This window comes from Micromonospora nigra (assembly GCF_900091585.1).
GTDB classification, from domain to species: Bacteria; Actinomycetota; Actinomycetes; order Mycobacteriales; family Micromonosporaceae; genus Micromonospora; species Micromonospora nigra.
This window is the reverse complement of the sequence record NZ_FMHT01000003.1, coordinates 5,259,170-5,276,716: the sequence shown is the minus strand read 5'-3', so window position 1 is coordinate 5,276,716 and position 17,547 is coordinate 5,259,170. Positions and strand designations below refer to the sequence as shown.

The 17,547-nt window shown below is 72.8% G+C and carries 18 protein-coding genes; 8 read left to right on the top strand and 10 right to left on the bottom strand.

The annotated features are described in order from the left end of the window. Position 1: 1 nt before the first annotated feature. Entirely contained in the window at positions 2 to 1,921 is a 1,920-nt protein-coding gene (locus GA0070616_RS23235; protein WP_091087213.1) for a helix-turn-helix domain-containing protein, read from the top strand. Between the two features lie 70 nt (positions 1,922 to 1,991). Here the strand turns inward: GA0070616_RS23235 and GA0070616_RS23230 are convergent, their stop codons facing one another. From GA0070616_RS23230 to dnaE, 3 genes are all read right to left on the bottom strand, one after another. Continuing rightward, positions 1,992 to 2,615: a transcriptional regulator gene (locus tag GA0070616_RS23230; RefSeq protein ID WP_245712863.1), complete on the bottom strand. Its 624-nt coding sequence runs from the start codon at positions 2,613 to 2,615 to the stop codon at positions 1,992 to 1,994. A 264-nt stretch (positions 2,616 to 2,879) separates the two neighbouring features. After that, the gene (locus GA0070616_RS23225; protein WP_091087210.1) at positions 2,880 to 3,917 is read right to left on the bottom strand and encodes an aminotransferase class V-fold PLP-dependent enzyme; all 1,038 of its coding nucleotides are present in this window, start codon (positions 3,915 to 3,917) and stop codon (positions 2,880 to 2,882) included. 142 nt (positions 3,918 to 4,059) lie between these two features. Continuing rightward, entirely contained in the window at positions 4,060 to 7,593 is a 3,534-nt protein-coding gene (gene dnaE / locus GA0070616_RS23220; RefSeq protein ID WP_091087207.1) for a DNA polymerase III subunit alpha, read from the bottom strand. Positions 7,594 to 7,961: 368 nt separating this feature from the next. Between dnaE and GA0070616_RS23215 the strand changes: the two genes are divergently transcribed. The 5 genes from GA0070616_RS23215 (at position 7,962) to GA0070616_RS23195 (ending at position 12,831) form a co-directional block, all read left to right on the top strand. Further along, positions 7,962 to 8,591 carry a hypothetical protein gene (locus GA0070616_RS23215; RefSeq protein ID WP_091087204.1) on the top strand — a complete coding sequence of 210 codons (630 nt, stop codon included), beginning with the start codon at positions 7,962 to 7,964 and terminating at the stop codon, positions 8,589 to 8,591. 94 nt (positions 8,592 to 8,685) lie between these two features. Next, a complete protein-coding gene (locus tag GA0070616_RS23210) occupies positions 8,686 to 9,027 on the top strand; it encodes a PadR family transcriptional regulator (RefSeq protein ID WP_091087200.1) in 342 nt (113 codons plus the stop codon). Next, positions 9,024 to 9,971, top strand: coding sequence for a permease prefix domain 1-containing protein (locus tag GA0070616_RS23205; protein WP_091087197.1), 948 nt, complete (start codon positions 9,024 to 9,026; stop codon positions 9,969 to 9,971). The genes GA0070616_RS23210 and GA0070616_RS23205 overlap by 4 nt, the downstream gene beginning before the upstream one ends. Positions 9,972 to 10,184: 213 nt before the next feature. Continuing rightward, on the top strand, positions 10,185 to 10,781 hold the full coding sequence (locus GA0070616_RS23200) for a LemA family protein (protein ID WP_175440185.1): 597 nt from the start codon (positions 10,185 to 10,187) through the stop codon (positions 10,779 to 10,781). 28 nt (positions 10,782 to 10,809) lie between these two features. Beyond that, the gene (locus tag GA0070616_RS23195) at positions 10,810 to 12,831 is read left to right on the top strand and encodes a M48 family metallopeptidase (protein WP_091087195.1); all 2,022 of its coding nucleotides are present in this window, start codon (positions 10,810 to 10,812) and stop codon (positions 12,829 to 12,831) included. A 3-nt stretch (positions 12,832 to 12,834) separates the two neighbouring features. On the opposite strand, the gene GA0070616_RS23190 is transcribed toward GA0070616_RS23195, so the two are convergent. Together GA0070616_RS23190 and GA0070616_RS23185 are read right to left on the bottom strand one after the other, a co-directional pair. Further along, complete coding sequence (locus GA0070616_RS23190) at positions 12,835 to 13,041, bottom strand: DUF397 domain-containing protein (protein WP_091087192.1); 207 nt, start codon at positions 13,039 to 13,041, stop codon at positions 12,835 to 12,837. Continuing rightward, a complete protein-coding gene (locus GA0070616_RS23185; RefSeq protein ID WP_091087189.1) occupies positions 13,032 to 13,832 on the bottom strand; it encodes a DUF5753 domain-containing protein in 801 nt (266 codons plus the stop codon). The genes GA0070616_RS23190 and GA0070616_RS23185 overlap by 10 nt, the downstream gene beginning before the upstream one ends. Before the next feature lie 117 nt (positions 13,833 to 13,949). On the opposite strand from GA0070616_RS23185, the gene GA0070616_RS27775 reads away from it, so the two are divergent. Next, a complete protein-coding gene (locus tag GA0070616_RS27775) occupies positions 13,950 to 14,147 on the top strand; it encodes a hypothetical protein (RefSeq protein ID WP_139128981.1) in 198 nt (65 codons plus the stop codon). Further along, entirely contained in the window at positions 14,144 to 14,518 is a 375-nt protein-coding gene (locus GA0070616_RS23180) for a hypothetical protein (RefSeq protein WP_425412967.1), read from the top strand. Before GA0070616_RS27775 ends, GA0070616_RS23180 begins: the two co-directional genes overlap by 4 nt. A 104-nt stretch (positions 14,519 to 14,622) precedes the next feature. On the opposite strand, the gene GA0070616_RS23175 is transcribed toward GA0070616_RS23180, so the two are convergent. The 5 genes from GA0070616_RS23175 to pdxT all read right to left on the bottom strand — a co-directional run bounded on the left by GA0070616_RS23175 (position 14,623) and on the right by pdxT (position 17,506). Continuing rightward, a complete protein-coding gene (locus GA0070616_RS23175; RefSeq protein WP_091091441.1) occupies positions 14,623 to 15,234 on the bottom strand; it encodes a ribonuclease FAU-1 family protein in 612 nt (203 codons plus the stop codon). A gap of 52 nt (positions 15,235 to 15,286) precedes the next feature. Further along, positions 15,287 to 15,682, bottom strand: a complete 396-nt coding sequence (locus tag GA0070616_RS23170; protein ID WP_091087186.1) for a PIN domain-containing protein — start codon at positions 15,680 to 15,682, stop codon at positions 15,287 to 15,289. Beyond that, positions 15,679 to 15,891 (bottom strand): type II toxin-antitoxin system VapB family antitoxin, encoded by a 213-nt coding sequence (locus GA0070616_RS23165; RefSeq protein ID WP_091091438.1) that lies wholly within the window; start codon positions 15,889 to 15,891, stop codon positions 15,679 to 15,681. The genes GA0070616_RS23170 and GA0070616_RS23165 overlap by 4 nt, the downstream gene beginning before the upstream one ends. Before the next feature lie 66 nt (positions 15,892 to 15,957). Then, positions 15,958 to 16,707: a YebC/PmpR family DNA-binding transcriptional regulator gene (locus GA0070616_RS23160; protein WP_091087183.1), complete on the bottom strand. Its 750-nt coding sequence runs from the start codon at positions 16,705 to 16,707 to the stop codon at positions 15,958 to 15,960. A gap of 190 nt (positions 16,708 to 16,897) precedes the next feature. Continuing rightward, entirely contained in the window at positions 16,898 to 17,506 is a 609-nt protein-coding gene (gene pdxT / locus GA0070616_RS23155) for a pyridoxal 5'-phosphate synthase glutaminase subunit PdxT (protein WP_091087178.1), read from the bottom strand. Positions 17,507 to 17,547: the final 41 nt, after the last annotated feature.

Here is a 17,547-nt window from a genome sequence, read left to right as displayed (position 1 = left end):
AATGTCGGTTGTGTCCTCACCGGTGGAGTTCCTGGAACTGCTCGCGCGGGAGGCGGCCGCGGTCGAGTTCGAGGGGCCGCTGGTCGCCGCCCGCGCGGCCGGGCTGCCCGCCGACCGGATCGCCGAACTGGAGCAGGCCAAGACGGTGGCGTTGCGGGTCCGCGCGCTGCTGGAGCGTCGCCGCCGCCGGGAGAGCGAGCTGTCCGGCCTGTACGACACGGTCAGCGACCTGGCCGGGCTGCGGGACCTCGACGACGTGCTGCGGGCGATCGTGCACCGGGCCCGGCACCTGCTCGGGGCGGACGTCGCCTACATGACGCTCAACGACGACGCCCGCGGCGACACGTACATGCGGGTCACCGACGGTTCCGTCTCGGCCCGGTTCCAGCGGCTGCGGCTGCCGATGGGCGCGGGCCTCGGCGGTCTGGTGGCCCAGTCCGGCGCGCCCTACGTGACCGCGAACTATCCGCAGGACGAGCGGTTCCACCACACCGGGGAGATCGACGCGGGGGTGGGCGAGGAGGGCCTGGTGGCGATCCTCGGGGTGCCGCTGCGGCTCGGCTCGACCTCGATCGGCGTGCTGTACGCGGCGAACCGCTCGGCCCGGCCGTTCGTCCGGGAGGAGGTCGCCCTGCTGGTGTCCCTCGCGGCGCACGCGGCGGTGGCGATCGACACCGCCCGGCTGCTCGCCGAGACCCGCGCGGCGCTGGAGGAGCTGTCCACCGCCAACACCACCATCCGGGCGCACAGCAGCTCGGTGGAGCGGGCCGCCGCCGCGCACGACCGGATGACCGCCCTGGTGCTGCGCGGCGGCGGGGTGGAGGACGTGGCGGCGGCGGTGACCGACGTGCTGGGCGGCGCGCTGCTGGCGCTGGACGCGCAGGGCCGACAACTGGCCCGGGTCGGTGAGATCACCGCCCCGGACCGGGCGGACATCGTGGAGGCGGTGGCCGCGTCGCGGACCGAGGGACGCAGCGTGCGGCGGGGGCCGCTCTGGTACGCGGCGGTGGTGGCCGGCGCGGAGAACCTGGGTGCGTTGGTGCTGCGGCCCGACGACGAGCTGGTCGACGCCGACCAGCGGATCCTGGAGCGGGCAGCACTGGTGACGGCGCTGCTGCTGCTGTTCCGGCGCACGGTCGCCGAGGCCGAGGGCCGGGTCCGGGGCGAGTTGCTCGACGACCTGATCGCCCGCCCGGTGCGCGACGCGGACGCCCTGCGGGAACGCGCCCGTCGGCTCGGCGTGGACCTGGACGCCCCGCACGTGCTGGTGGCGGTGGGCGACGACGCGATCGGCGCGACCGGGTCGGCGCGGCAGCGGGTGCTGTCGTGGGCCATCACGTACACCTCGGCGCGGGGCGGACTCGCGGCGGCCCGCGACGGCCGGGTGGTGCTGATGCTGCCCGGCGGCGACGCCGGCGGCAGCGCCCGCGCGGTGGCCCGGGACCTGGCGCGCGTGACGAAGCGGCCGGTGACGGCGGGGGCGAGCGGGCCGTCGGCCGGGCCGGGGACGCTGGCCGTGACGTTCCGGGAGGCGGACCGGTGCCTGACCGCGCTCGGTGCGTTGGGACGGGCGGGGCAGGGGGCGAGCACCGCCGAGCTGGGTTTCGTCGGGCTGCTGCTCGGCGCGGTCGGCGACGAGGGGGACGCCGACGTCGCCGGGTTCCTCACCGCGACGGTCGGGCCGGTGGTGGAGTACGACGCGCGGCGGGGCACGGCGCTGGTGCGGACGCTGGAGGCGTACTTCGGTGTGGGTGGCAGCCTCGCCCGGGCGGCGGAGCTGCTGCACGTGCACGTCAACACGGTGACCCAGCGGCTGGAACGGGTCGGCCAACTGCTCGGCGCGGACTGGCAGAAGCCGGAGCGCGCCCTGGAGGTGCAGCTGGCCCTGCGGCTGCACCGGCTGCGCAGCCCGACGACCTGACCGGGGCGCCCGGCGCCGGCTGTCGGGACGGCAGGCGGGCCGGGCCGCCACGCGGACCCGGGCGGGGCCGTCAGGCGGCCGGGGTGGCGCAGGCGGCGACCGCGCCGGGCAGCGTGCCCAGCCGCTCCGCCGGGCCGGCCAGGGGTTCGATCCAGCCGGGTCCGGCCGCGTAGACCCGGACGCCGGGGAAGTCGCGGGCGAAGCGCACCATGCGGTACGCGCGCCCGGTCAGCGGCGTCTGCGACCACACCACGGCGGTGTGCGGGCGGACCCGGCGCGCGGCGCTGGCCAGCGCCGTCCAGGGCAGGGCGGGGCCGAGCAGCAGGCAGCCACGGTCACGCTCGCGCAGCGCGGCGGCCAGGGCGTGCAGGCCGAGGCAGTGCGCCTCCTGCTCGGCACCGGCGAGCAGGACACCGCCGGGGGGCAGGGCGCGGCCGGGCCCCCGGCGGAACACGTCGAGGCCGCTGCGTACCCCCTCGGAGAAGGCGTGCTCGACGGCGACCTCGGTGGCGGTGTGCCCGCGCAGCGCGGCCAGCAGCGGCACGCAGACCCGCTCCCACAGCGCCGGGACGCCCCACTGCTCGGCCAGCTCGCCCACCAGCGCGGCGACGCGGTTGCCGTCGAGGTCCTCGGCGGCCAGCAGGAGGCGCTTGCGCGCGGTCTCCACGGCCTCCGCCGGCATCGACTCGGTCACCACCAGACGCACCCCCCGGGTAGACGGTCTCCACCGGGGGTTCGTCGCGGGGGTGCGCCACGGATGCGGCCCGGATCGGATCATCGTCGGCGGGACGGCGGTCGGTGTCCTACGACGGGGGCCGCAGCTCCGGATCCCGCGCCGGCCCGGCAGCCCGACGAGGACGAAGATACCGCCGGTGATCGGGCCGAGGGTTCGATTCGGCGGAACGCCCGACCCGTCCCGGGCGCGGCCGGCCGGGGGCGTTGCCGCCGCGCTACGGGGTCAGTCGGTCAGGGCGGCCAGGGCGAGGTCGACGTCGTGGGTCGTGGTGTAGAGGTGGAAGGAGGCCCGCACCCGGCCCGCGCGGACGGCGGCGCGCACTCCGGCCCGTTCCAGCCGCCGCTGCGCGTCGGGCACCTCGACGGTGACGATCGCGCTGTCGCCGGGCGGCCGCCCCAGACCGGCCAGGAACCGGTTGGCCAGCGCCACGTCGTGGGCGTGGATGGCCGGCGCCCCGATGTCGGCGAGCAGTTCCAGGGCGGGTGCCGCACCGACGTAGCTGAACCAGGCCGGGGAGATGTCGAACTTCCGGGCGTCCTCGGCCAGCCGCAGCGGCGGGCCGTAGTAGGAGGCGTGCGGGTCGGCCCCCGCATACCAGCAGGCCGCGTCGGGGCGCATCCGGTCCCGGAACTCGGGGGCGAGGTAGGCGAAGGCCACCCCGCGCGGGGCGAGCAGCCACTTGTAGGCCGCGGACACGACGACGTCGGCCCGGGTGGCGTCGAACGGCAGCCAACCCCAGGCCTGGGTGGCGTCGACCACGACGGCCGCGCCGTGGGCCCGGGCCGCCGTGACGACCTCGTCGTACGCGGCCACCGCGCCGTCGGCGGACTGCACCAGGCTGAACGCCACCAGGTCGGTGTCGGCGTCGATGGCGTCGACGAGCCCGGCCAGGGGCACCGTGCGCACCCGCACGCCGCGCGGTTCCTGCGCCAGCCAGGGGAACAGGTTGGAGGTGAACTCGACCTCGGGGACCACCACGGTGGCGCCGGCCGGCAGCGACGCGGCGACCGGGGCGAGCAGCTGCGAGGCACTGGCCCCGACGCTGACGTCGGCGACCGGCACCCCGACCAGGCGGGCCAGGGCAGCGCGGGCCTGCTCGGTCGCCTGCGCCCAGGTCTCCCATGAGGTACGCCCCACCCGCCAGTCGGCCAGCGCGTCCTGCAACGCCGTCCAGGCCGGCTCGGGGGGCAGGCCGTACGTCGCGGTGTTCAGCCAGCCCGGCTGGGGCTGCCACAGCTTCTGTGCGATCTCCAACTCCACGCACCCGACGCTAGCCACGCCGGCGGTACGCGTCGGCAGCCAATTCGCCGGTCGCGGCCCGCACGCCGGCCGCCGCTCCCCCGGCGGGGGCCACCGCGCCCGGCGGGTCAGCTCACGTGGCGGGTCAGCTCACGTCGGCGGGTCAGCTCACGTTGGCGGGACCGAGGACGCTCTTCAGGTCGCCCATCAGCGCGGTGGTGGGCGCCACCCGGACCGGGCCGAGGCGCAGCAGCGTCGTCCGGCCGCCGTTGAGCAGCTTGACGTGCACCTCGGTGTCGCCGGGATGCAGCACCAGGGTCTCCTTGAGGCGTTCCACCAGCGGCGGGGTGCACCGGGTCACGGGGATGGTCAGCACGACGGGCTTGGTCGCCGCGCTGGTGCTGACGTCCGGCATGGACATGTCCATCGCCATGATGCGCGGGGTGTCGTCGCGCCGGTCGACGCGGCCCTTCACCACCACGATGGCGTCCTCGGCGATGTACTGGCCGATCACCTCGTAGGTGTTGGGGAAGAACAGCGTCTCCACGCCGCCGGCCAGGTCCTCCAGGGTGGCCGACGCCCAGGCACGGCCCTGCTTGGTGACCCGACGCTGCACGCCGGAGAGGATGCCGGCGAGGGTGACCACCGCGCCGTCGGGCACGGTGCCCTCCTCGGACAGGGCGGCGATGGTGCAGTCGGCCGCCGCGCCGAGGACGTGTTCCAGGCCGAACAGCGGGTGGTCGGAGACGTAGAGGCCGAGCATCTCGCGTTCGAAGGCGAGCTTGTCGCGCTTGTCCCACTCGGTGTCACCGATGGTGGGCATGACGGTGGTGCTGCCCCCGGTGTCGGCCTCGCCGAAGCCGGCACCGAACAGGTCGTACTGGCCGACGGCCTCCTTGCGCTTGACGTCGGCGTACGCGTCGATGGCGTCGGCGTGCACGATGAGCAGGCTCTTGCGGGTGTGCCCCAGGGAGTCGAACGCGCCGGCCTTGATCAGGGATTCGATGGTCTTCTTGTTGCAGACCACCGCGTCCACCTTGGACAGGAAGTCGTAAAAGTCGGCGTACTCGCCCTTCTCGTCGCGGCACCGCATGATCGCGGCGACCACGTTCGCGCCGACGTTGCGGATCGCGCCGAGACCGAAGCGGATCTCCCGGCCGACGGGGGTGAACGGCCCGGCGGAGGTGTTCACGTCGGGCGGCAGGACCTGGATCCCCATCCGCCGGCACTCCGACAGGTAGAGCGCCATCTTGTCCTTGTCGTCGCCGACGGAGGTGAGCAGCGCCGCCATGTACTCGGCCGGGTAGTGCGCCTTCAGGTACGCCGTCCAGTACGACACCAGGCCGTACGCGGCGGAGTGCGCCTTGTTGAAGGCGTACCCGGCGAAGGGCACCAGGACGTCCCACACCGCCTTGATGGCCTCGTCGGAGTAGCCGCGCTCGCGGCAGCCGTCCCGGAACGGGATGAACTCCTTGTCGAGGATCTCCTTCTTCTTCTTGCCCATCGCCCGGCGCAGCAGGTCGGCCTGGCCGAGGGTGTAGCCGGCGAGAATCTGCGCGGCGCGCTGCACCTGCTCCTGGTAGACGATCAGGCCGTGGGTGGGCTCCAGGATCTCCCACAGCGGCTCCGCCAGCTCCGGGTGGATCGGGGTGATCTCCTGGAGGCCGTTCTTGCGCAGCGCGTAGTTGGTGTGCGAGTCGACGCCCATCGGGCCGGGCCGGTAGAGCGCCAGGACGGCGGAGATGTCCTCGAAATTGTCGGGCTTCATCATCCGCAGCAGCGACCGCATCGGCCCGCCGTCGAGCTGGAAGACGCCCAGGGTGTCGCCCCGGGCGAGCAGCTCGTAGGCGGCCTTGTCGTCCAGCGGCAGGGCCAGCAGGTCGAGTTCCCTGCCGTGGTTGAGCTGGATGTTCTTGACCGCGTCGTCGATGATCGTCAGGTTGCGCAGGCCGAGGAAGTCCATCTTCAACAGCCCGAGCGACTCGCACGTCGGGTAGTCGAACTGGGTGATGATCACCCCGTCGGAGTCGCGGCGCATCAGCGGGATGTGCTCGATGATCGGCTCGGCGGACATGATGACCCCGGCGGCGTGCACGCCGGTCTGCCGGATCAGCCCCTCGATGCCCTTGGCCGTGTCGATCACCTTGCGCACGTCCGGGTCGGACTCGTAGAGACCCCGGATCTCGCCGGCCTCGGCGTAGCGGGGGTGCTGCGGGTCGAAGATGCCGGTCAGCGGGATGTCCTTGCCCATCACCGCCGGGGGCATGGCCTTGGTGATCCGGTCGCCGACCGCGTACGGGTAACCGAGGACCCGCGCCGAGTCCTTGATCGCGGCCTTCGCCTTGATCGTGCCGAAGGTGGCGATCTGGGCGACCTTGTCCTCGCCCCACTTGTCGGTGACGTACTTGATCACCTCACCGCGCCGACGCTCGTCGAAGTCGATGTCGACGTCGGGCATCGAGACCCGCTCGGGGTTGAGGAACCGCTCGAAGATCAGCCCGTGCGGGATCGGGTCCAGGTCGGTGATCCCCAGCGCGTACGCGACCAGCGAGCCGGCCGCCGAGCCACGGCCCGGCCCCACGGCGATGCCCTGGCTCTTGGCCCACTGGATGAAGTCGGCGACCACGAGGAAGTACGACGGGAAGCCCATCTCGTTGATGACACCCAGCTCGTACTCGGCCTGCACCACGTGACCCTCCGGGATGCCCCCGGGGAACCGCCGGGCCAGACCCGCGAACGTCTCCTTGCGGAACCAGGACTCCTCGGTCTCGCCGTCGGGCACCGGGAAGCGCGGCATCAGGTTGTGGAACTCGAACATCCCGGTGGGGTCGACCTTCTCGGCGACCAGCAGGGTGTTGCGGCAGCCCTCCAGCCAGACGTCGGAGCCGTCGACGCCGCGCATCTCGTCGGCGGACTTGATGTAGTAGCCGCTGCCGCCGAACTTGAACCGGTTCGGGTCGGCGACGTTGCTGCCGGTCTGCACGCACAGCAGCACGTCGTGCGCCTCGGACTGGGCCTCGTGGGTGTAGTGCGAGTCGTTGGTGACCACCGGCGGGATGCCGAGCTTGCGGCCGATCTCCACCAGCCCGTCGCGGACCCGCTTCTCGATGTCGAGGCCGTGGTCCATCAGCTCCAGGAAGTAGTTCTCCCGGCCGAAGATCTCCTGGTACTTCGCTGCCGCCTCCAGGGCCTGCGCGTCGTGGCCGAGCCGCAGCCGGGTCTGCACCTCGCCCGAGGGGCAGCCGGTGGTCGCCATCAGGCCCTCGGAGTACTCGGCGAGCAGCTCGGCGTCCATCCGGGGCCACTTGACGAAGAACCCGTCGGTGTACGCCTTCGAGGTGAGGGTGAACAGGTTGTGCAGGCCGGTCTTGTTGCGCGCCCAGATCGTCTTGTGGGTGTAGCCACCGCTGCCGGAGACGTCGTCGCTCTTCTGCTCGGGGCGGCCCCACCGCACCCGGGACTTGTGGAAGCGCGACTCCGGCGCCACGTACGCCTCGATGCCCAGGATCGGGGTGACCCCGGCGGCCATGGCCTGCTTGTAGAAGTCGTTCGCGCCGTGCATGTTGCCGTGGTCGGTCATCGCCACCGCCGGCATCCCCTGCCGCTCGACCTCGGCGAACAGGTCCTTGAGCCGGGCTGCTCCGTCGAGCATCGAGTACTCCGTGTGCACGTGCAGATGCGCGAACGAATCGCCCATGCGGAAGCGCCCCCCGGGTCTGGATCTGGTCGGACGGCCTACCCTATCGCCGGCTCCGTCGGCGGACGCATCAGCCGCGCGGGCGACGCGCGCCCGGTGGCGTGGATCATGGGAAGCCGGCCGAGTCGGCTGCCGGACTCGACCCGGACACCCCCGGTCATCCCGTCCTAGCCTGGACGTGCACCGCACCGACAGGCGAGCGCGGGGACGGCGGCAGGAGCCTCGCGGACGGGATCGAAGACCTCGCCGGGGCAGCCGCGCACGACGACCGGGCGGCGGCCCTCGACGCGCTCTCGCGGTCACCGGAGCAGCACCCGTTTCATGGCGTTCGCCATTCACACCTGGCTGTTCCACAGGAGGAGATCCCCGTGCACCGTCTCACGTCCGTCGCACTCGCGACCGTCCTGGTCCTCGCCGGGGGCACCCCGGCGATCGCCGGACCGGCCCCCCACCGTCCCGCCCGGTCGCCGGTGACCCCGGCGCAGCCTCCGGCCACCCGGCCCGCCCCCGCACCCGCCGCCCTGCCCGCCCACGCACCCGTCGCCGGGCCGGCGGACACGGACGTGCTGAGCGTCCGGGGTGCCGGCCCGTTCCGCATCGGCGCCCGCCTGGACCGCCTGTCGGCGGCCGGGCTCATCGACTGGACCGCCCCCACCTGCGACGGGGTGGTGCGCGCCGGGGTCACCGGTGACTGGGCGGGCGTGCTGCTGCTGGCCTTCCGCCACGGCCGGCTGGTGGAGGTGGGTACGGCCACCGCCCCGCCCCACTCCCCCGCGGGCGCGGGGGTGGGGATGACCTTCGCCGAGCTGGCGGAGACCTACGGCCCCAGGGGAACGACGATCAGCAACGACGCCGGGGACGCCACGGCCTACCTGGTGCGGGTCGGCTCCCGGGTGGAGCTGTTCACCGGGCACCCGATCCGCCCCGGGGTGGGCTACTTCCAGGTCGGTCCGGCCTCGTTCGTGGAGCGCAACTTCCGGGAGGCGCAGGCCTGTTGAGCGCCGGCGCGGGGCGTCCGGGTCCGCCGACCCGCCCCGCGCCACATCATCGTCCAGTGGACATTAGTGTGTGGCACACAGTATGGTGTGACGCATGGTCAGCGACGACATCCTGCGGACACACCTCCAGGAGCTACGCCGGGGCACGGTGGTGGTGGCCAGCCTGGTCGCCCTGCGCCGTCCCGACTACGGCTACGCCCTGCTGCAACGTCTCACCACGCACGGCTTCCCGGTGGACGCCAACACCCTCTACCCGCTGCTGCGCCGCCTGGAGGACCAGGGGCTGCTCACCAGCGAGTGGAACACCGAGGAGAGCCGGCCGCGCAAGTTCTACCGGACCAGCGCCGAGGGCGAGTCGGTGCTCGACCGCCTGCTCACCGACCTCGCCGCCGTCCAGACCGCCCTGACCGGGCTGATCGAAGGAGCCCCCCGATGACCTCCCTCACCGATCGCTACCTCGCCGCGACCCTCCGCTCGGTGCCGGCCGCGCGTCGCGAGGAGATCGCCACCGAACTCCGCGCGTCCATCGCGGACATGATCGAAGGACGGACCGCCGCCGGGCAGGACCCCGCCGCCGCCGAGCGGGAGGTGCTCACCGAGTTGGGCAACCCCACCCAGCTCGCCGCCCGCTACGCCGACCGCCGGCTCCAGCTCATCGGGCCGGCCTACTACCTGGTCTGGCAGCGGCTGCTGATCACCCTGCTCAGCATCATCCCCGCCGTCGTCGGGGTGATCGTGGCCGTGCTGGACGCCACGGTCGGCGACAACCCGGGCGGCGCGATCGGCAAGGGCGTCGTCGCCGCGTTCCAGACCGCCGTGCAGATCGCCTTCTGGGTGACCGTCGTCTTCGCGGTCATGGAACGCCTCGGCACCCCCCTGAACCTCCCGGCGTGGAACGTCGACCAGCTCCCCGACGAACCCGTCGAGCGGGACGCCCGACTCATCGACACCTGCGCCGGGATCGCCTTCATCGTGATCACCATCGCGTTCCTGTTCTGGCAGCACTTCCAGTCGGTGGTGCCCGGCGAGGGCGACGGCCTGCCGTTCATCGACCCCGCGCTGTGGTCGTCCTGGCTGCCGGTGCTGCTCGCCGTCCTCGTCGCCAGCATCGGGGTGGAGATCGCCAAGTACCGGGCCGGCAGGTGGACCTGGCCGCTGGTCGGGGTCAACGCCGTGCTCAACCTCGCGTTCGCGGTGCCGCTGGTCTGGCTGCTGCTCACCGACCGGTTGATCAACCCCGACCTCGTCGACCGCTTCGAATGGCTGCGCGAGGGCGGGTCCGACACCGCCGTCCGGGTCGCCGTGGTCGTGGTCGCCGTGATCGTGGTCTGGGACGTGATCGACAGCGTGATCAAGGCTCGCCGCGCGGCGGTCCGCTGATCTCCGAGTAACGTCCGGCCCGGCACCCGTCAAGGTGCCGGGCCAACGCCGGCCGGGTCGCGGGGCAACGCCAGCCGGGTCGCGGAGCAACGCCGGCCGGGTCGCGGAGCAACGCCGGCCGGGTCGCGGACTGCTCGCCGACGGCGACGCCCGGCGGGCGGACCTGGTTGTCCGTACGATCACCAGCAGGACGGACGGCGACAGGGAGCGGTCATGGAGTGGATCATCGGGCTGGCGTGTCTGGCGCTGATCGTCGTGGCGGTGGTCGGCTTCGGCGTCTCGATCTACAACGGGCTGGTCCGCGCCCGCAACGCCTACCGCAACGCGTTCGCCCAGATCGACGTGCAGCTCGTCCGCCGGCACGACCTGATCCCCAACCTGGTCGAGGTGGCCAAGGGCTACCTCAGGCACGAACGGGAGACCCTGGAGGCGGTCGTCGCCGCCCGGACGGCCGCCGTGGGCGCGCAGGCCGACGCCGCCGCGAATCCCGGCGATCCGGCCGCCATGCAGAAGCTCAGCGGCGCCGAGAACATGCTCACCGCCACCCTCGGCCGGCTGTTCGCGCTGGCCGAGGCATACCCGGATCTGAAGGCCAACCAGAACATGATGCAGCTCTCGGAGGAGCTGACCTCCACGGAGAACCGGGTGGCCTTCGCCCGGCAGGCGTACAACGACGCGGTGATGACCTACAACAACAAGCGCGAGGTGTTCCCCTCCAGCGTGGTGGCGGGCATGTTCTCGTTCGGGCCGGCGGCCCTGTTCGAGCCGGACGACCCGCAGCAGCGTCAGACCCCGCAGGTCTCCTTCTGACCCGCCGCTCCGGGCCAGGTCGTACCGGATGAACTTCTTCGAACGCCAGCGCCGGGTGCGCCGCCTGTCGGTGCGGCTGGTCGCGCTGTTCGTGCTGGCCGTGGTGGGCATCGTGCTGGTGGTCGACCTCGCCGTGGTGCTGGCGTTCAACGCCACCGACGCGCCGCCGCGCGAGCTGGCCGCGCTGCTCGGCGTGGTCACCGCCGGCACCGTCGCGGCGATCGGCGCGGCAGCCCTGTTCCGCACGGTGGCGCTGCGCGGCGGCGGCGGCAAGGTGGCCCGTGAGCTGGGCGGCGTGCCCGTCCCGGCCGACACCACCGACCCGGAGCTGCGCCGGTTGCGCAACGTCGTCGAGGAGATGGCGCTGGCCTCCGGCGTGCCGGTGCCCGAGGTGTACGTGCTGCCGAACGAGTCGGCGATCAACGCGTTCGCCGCCGGTTGGACGCCGTCGGACGCCGCCGTCGCGGTGACCCGGGGCGCGTTGCGGCGGCTCAACCGGGACGAGTTGCAGGGGGTCATCGCCCACGAGTTCAGCCACGTCGTCAACGGCGACATGCGGCTCAACATCCGCCTGATGGGTTTGCTGTTCGGCATCCTCTTCCTGGCCGTCATCGGCCGGGGCCTGCTGCGCGCCGGCATCCTCGGCGACGGACGCAACCGGGGTGGAGGCGGCGGGGCCAACCCGCTGCCGCTGGTCGGGATCGCCATGATCGCCGCCGGCTACGTGGGGGTCCTCGCCGGGCGGCTGATCCAGGCGTCGGTGTCCCGGCAACGGGAGTACCTGGCCGACGCCTCGGCCGTGCAGTTCACCCGCCAGACGCGGGGCATCGCCGGGGCGTTGAAGAAGATCGGCGGGGTGGCCGAGGGATCGGAGCTGAAAGCGCCGAAACGCGACGAGGTGGGCCACATGCTCCTCGGCGAGGCCACCGGCCGGGCGTCCTGGTTCGCCACCCATCCGCCGCTGGTCGACCGGATCAGGGCCCTCGAACCGTCGTTCGATCCGGCCGAGCTGTCGCGCCTGGCGAAACAGTGGTCGGCGGCGCCACCGTCGGGCCGGCAGGAGGACGTCGCCCTCGGGCTGGCCCCCGCCGACCAGCCCGGGGCTGCCGAACCGGCCAGGGCTCCCGACAGGGCCGGGGCTCCCGATCCGGCCGGTGCCCCCGGGTCGGCCGCCGCGGCGGCCACCGCTGGGCGGGCGCTGCCGGTGGAGGGGCACCAGGTTTCCGTCGCGCCGGCCGACGTGCTCCGCGGGGTGGCCAACCCGACCGAGGCCGCGTACGCCCACGCGACAGCGCTGCTCGAGCGGATCCCGCCCGACCTGCTGGACCGGGCCCGCCACCGCGACGCCGTCGTACCGCTGGTGCTCGGCCTGCTGCTGAGCCCGCAGCCACGGGTCCGGCAGGCGCAGCGGTCCGCGCTGGCCGACCGGCACGGCACCGGGACCGCCGACGCCGCCACGCGGGCGGCCGACGCCCTCGCCGACCTGCACCCGGCGCTGCGGCTGCCGCTGGCCGAGCTGGCCTTCCCGGCGCTGCGCGACCGCCCGGAACCGGAGCTGGAGGCGCTGCTGGCGACCGTCTTCAGCCTGATCCACGCCGACGGTGCGATCGACGTCTCCGAATACTGCCTGTCGCGGCTGCTGCTGAACGAACTCCAGGAGTCGCTGCACCCCGACTCGCGGTGGCGCACCGACCGGCGCAGGCTCACCGACGCCCGGTCGGCGGCGGCGTTCCTGCTGGCCGTCCTCGCCCAGGCGGGGCACACCGATCCGGCCGCCGCGCAGCGGGCCTTCCAGGCCGGGGCCGCCACCCTGCGACCCGGCGCACACCTGCCCTACGCGCCACCCGAGAACGGCGTCCTCGCCCTGGAGACCGCCTGGCCGGTGCTCGACGGGCTCCGGCCGGGCGACAAGGAACGCCTCGTCGCGGCGACCGTCGAAGTGATCAGTCACGACGGCACGATGACCGTGCCCGAGTTCGAGCTGCTGCGCACCATCTGCGGCCTGCTGCACTGCCCGCTGCCGCCGGTGGTGGCCGCCGGAGCCGGCTGAGGATCAGCCGCGCTGTCGCAGCCCGCCGGTGGTGGCCGCGGCGAGGAAGCCGGTCCAGGCCGTGGGGCCGAAGGCCAGCGCCGGCCCGCCACGATCCTTGCTGTCGCGTACGCCCACCACGTCGGCGAGGTTCGTCGCCACCTCCACACAGGTGGACCCGCCGTTACTGCTCCTGGTCGACGTGCGCCACACCGCCCCTGTCAGATCCATTCCTGCGCCGCCTTCCGTATCAGCTCCCGGGAAGCCTTCCTCGGCAACGCCTCGCTCCGGATCCGCTCCCAGGCCCGTTGAAGGTTATCAACGTCGTCGACGCGATCCGTGACGTGTGCGCGCAGTTGGTTGTCGAGGTGGGCCACCTCGCCGCCCTCGGGTGTGCGGGCCAGGATGAAGGAGCCCGCCAGCCCCGCGTGCATCCCGGCGTCCGCCGGGACCACGAGGACGTCGACGTGGGGGAGCTCGGTCACGGTGAGCAGGTGGGTGAACTGCTCCGCCATCACGTCCGCTCCGGCGATGCGGCGGCGCAGCACCCCCTCGTCCACGATGAACACCGCCTCCGGCGGCGTCGCCCGGGACAGCACCGCCTGGCGGGACAGCCGCGACCCGATCCGCTGCTCCACCTCACCCTCGCCGAGCATTCCGCCCCCGGCGAGCACCGCCCGCGCGTACGCCTCGGTCTGCACCAGACCCGGCACCAGCGACGGCTCGAACCAGCGGATCAACGTCGCCTCGGCCTCCACCTGGATCCACTCGCGCAGCCACGGCGGCGCGGCGTCGGCGCGCACCAGGGTGAGCAGCCGTTCGAAGAAGCCGCCGGACTCCAGCGCGGCGTCGACCCGGCCGACGAAATCCTGCGACGGGGTGCGGTGGCCGATCTCCACCATCCCCACCAGCGACGCCGAGTAGTTGATCCGCTGGGCCAGGTCGTCGCGGCTGAGCCCCCGCCCGCGACGGGCCCGGCGCAGCTCACCGCCGAGGAACTCCAGCGTGGACGTCTGCCCCATCACACCTCCGCCACACATCCCTGGACGGCGTCACCCCGGCGAGGTGACACGCCCACACCTTCCCGACCGTAGTGGGTGCGGCGCAGAGTGTGAACCATCCACGACGGAGGAGGTCACATGAGAGGCGTACCCCTGGCACCCCGGCACCGCCGCGACTGGCGGCGGTGGGGCATCTGGTGCGTCTGCGGGCTGCGCTGGCGGACGTGCCCCGACCGGCGGACCCCCGTGCCCGTGGAACCGCACGCCACGCGGTCGCTGGCCCGCCGCCCACGCGCCGCCGCGACCTGCCGCCTCCGGGCGGGACGACGCAGGTGACCAGGCGGGTCGGGCCGCAGCCCGGCGGCACTCCGGCGGCCCGCGACCCGGCGTCCGGAGGCACGGCCGGTGGGCTGCGGACGGCCGGCGGCGGGTTGCGGCGGCACGAGGCGGCGCGGCCGGCGTGGCGCTGCCGGGTCTGCGCCGCGCCGTGGCCCTGCCAGCCGGCGAAGCTGGCGCTGCGTGCCGAGTACGCGCACGACCCCGTCGGGCTGTCGATCTACCTGTGCACGCTGCTGCACGACGCCGTCGCCGACGAGCTGCGGCTGCACCGCCGCCCTCCGGACCCGGCGGAGCTGTTCACCCGCTTCGTCGCCTGGACCCGGCCCCGACCCCACCCAGCGTCGCCGACGATCGAATCCCAGCCGTGACCAGGACCGACAGGCTGTCACCCGCTCGACTCGGGTGACTCCGCCGCCGTGGTCAACCATCGCCGTTCATCGCTCTCGCCAGTGCTGTCCCGGTGTGGAAGCGTTCAGCAGGGCACGGCGTGCCAGCCGGTGGGCAGGCGCGGCACCGGCCATGCAGGGTCGGGTCGCCAGGACGCCCATCCCTCGTCCCACCAGCGCTCCCCCGCGTCGAGCCGGGCCGCGATCCGGTCCCCCTCGGCCCGGATCGCCTCGGCCATCCCGGGGTAACGGCCCTCGACCAGGCGCTGCGCGAACATCTCCACATCCTTGAAGACGTACCGCTCGTCGCCGGCCGCCCACCACAGGTCCAGCTCGTGGTCGAGGGTGTCCACCCCGAGGGGCGTACGCCGGAACGGGTCCTGGAGGTTGAAGTACCAGCCGGCGAAGGCCCGGTCGGGGCCGGCCCAGAACACGTCGACCGAGTGCGCCTCGCCGGGGCGCTGGAGCATCAGCTTGCCGTGCCCCGTCCAGGCGGTGTGGCCGGCGGTCTGCCAGGGGTGCCGGCCGCAGGGAAATGCTCCCCGCTCGGGGAAGCCGAACTCGGCACCCGGCGGCAGGTAGAGCGCGAGCAGGTCGGGCGAATCCTCGACGCAGATCGTCGGGCAGCCGAACCACACCTCGCCGCGCAGGATCTCGCGCCGGACGACCACGTCGCCCGGCGCGAACCGCTCCCGCATCGACACCTCAGCCGACCGCGGCCAGACCTTCGAGGCGAGTCGGCTGCGGCATTCAGGTGATCCGTTCCTGACTCAGTTGCGGTACGAACCTGGCCACGGTCTCGAAGTCGGCGTCCTGGTGGAGCACCACCAGCTTGAGACGAATCGCGGCGGCAATCACGAGGTGATCCGCCACGGACAAGCCCTGGTGGGCGCTCTGGCTGGCGAGTTCCTGCCGCACCGCCCGCACGACCTGCCAGGCATCGTCCGGAACCGGCACCCAGGGATACACGTCACGAAGCCCGCGCTCCACCCGGTCGTACGCCTTGGCGTCCGCGATGGTGAGGGTCTCCACGAGCACCGGATCACAGATGGCGATCAGGCCACGGGCCGCCAGGTCGAACCACAGCGGATCGACCTGGCGACGGACCATCCGGACCAGGGCGCTCGTGTCGACGAGGTACTTCATCGATCGAGATCGTCAAGCTGGTCGAACTGGAAGCCACCTTCGTCGGCAACCTCCTGGAGGTCCGCCAAGGCCCGCTGCCGACGCTCGCGGCTGGACTCCACCGCCTGCCGGAGGGCTTCCATCACCGTCTCCTTCTTGGTGGCGGTGCCCAGAGCGGCAGTCGCCTCCGCCAGAAGATCCTCATCGAGGTCCAGCAGGGTCTTGGCCATGAGATACACCTCCCGAACAACAATATATCCGGGAGGTGCGTGTATCCAGGCCGCCTGGGTCGACCGTCAGCCGACGGCGGCCATCACCTCGTCGCTGACGTCGAAGTTCGCGTAGACGTTCTGCACGTCGTCGCAGTCCTCCAGCACGTCGATCAGCTTGAAGATCTTGCGTGCGCCCTCCTCGTCCAGCGGCACGTTCACGCTGGGGATGAGCGAGGACTCGGCCGACTCGTACTCGATGCCCGCGTCCTGCAGCGCCGTGCGCACGGCGATCAGGTCGGTCGGCTCGGAGATCACCTCGAACGCCTCACCCAGGTCGTTGACCTCCTCGGCACCGGCGTCGAGGACGGCCATCATCACGTCATCCTCGCTGGTGTCCGACTTGGGGACGATCACCACGCCCTTGCGGGAGAACATGTACGACACGGAGCCGGCGTCGGCGAGCGATCCACCGTTGCGGGTCAGCGCGGTGCGCACCTCGGTGGCGGCGCGGTTGCGGTTGTCGGTCAGGCACTCGATCAGCATGGCCACGCCGTTCGGGCCGTAGCCCTCGTACATGATGGTCTGCCAGTCGGCGCCGCCGGCCTCCAGGCCGGAGCCGCGCTTGACCGCGCGGTCGATGTTGTCGTTGGGAACCGAGTTCTTCTTGGCCTTCTGAATGGCGTCGAACAGGGTCGGGTTGCCCGCCGGGTCACCACCGCCCGTGCGAGCCGCCACCTCGACGTTCTTGATGAGCTTGGCGAACATCTTGCCGCGCTTGGCGTCGATGACCGCCTTCTTGTGCTTGGTCGTCGCCCACTTTGAGTGGCCGGACATCTGTTACCTCCGTTGCTACCCGCCGTCTGCATCGACCGCGCACGCCCCGCTCCCGACGGCGCACGCGGAACGGTGCCGGTCAGCCCGGTGGAAGCCGTGGCGGGCAGATGGCCCTGCCGAATCTCGGCAATCCTACCGACGCACCCCCGTGACCGGGCACCCGCCGCCCTGAGCCCGTCACGAGAGCGGGTCAGGCGGCGGCGCGGACCAGGTCGACGAAGTACGCGTGCAGGCGCAGATCGCCCGTCAGCTCCGGGTGGAAGCTCGTGGCCAGCAGGTTGCCCTGGCGGACCGCCACCACCCGGCCGGCGGCCGGGCCGTCGGCCACCGTGCCGAGCACCTCGACGCCGGCGCCGACCCGCTCGACCCACGGCGCGCGGATGAACACCGCGTGGAACGGGCCACCCCCGACGCCGGTGATCTCCACCGGCGCCTCAAACGAGTCGACCTGGCGGCCGAACGCGTTGCGCCGCACGGTCATCGCGATGCCGTCGAAACCACGCTGGTCGGGCCGGCCGTCGAGCACCTCGGTGGCCAGCATGATCATGCCGGCGCAGGAGCCGTAGACGGGCATTCCCGCCGCGATCCGCTTGTCGACCGGCTCCCGCATGCCGAAGATGTCGGCCAGCTTGCTGATGGTGGTCGACTCGCCGCCCGGGATCACCAGGCCGTCGACGGCGTCCAGTTCCTCGGGCCGGCGCACCGCCGTGGCCCGCGCGCCCGCGCCGGCCAGGGCCGCGACGTGCTCGCGGACGTCGCCCTGCAGGGCGAGCACCCCGATGACGGGTACGTCGCTCATGTCACCGCTCCTTCCCGGTCGGCCGCGCCGGGGCGGTTCGC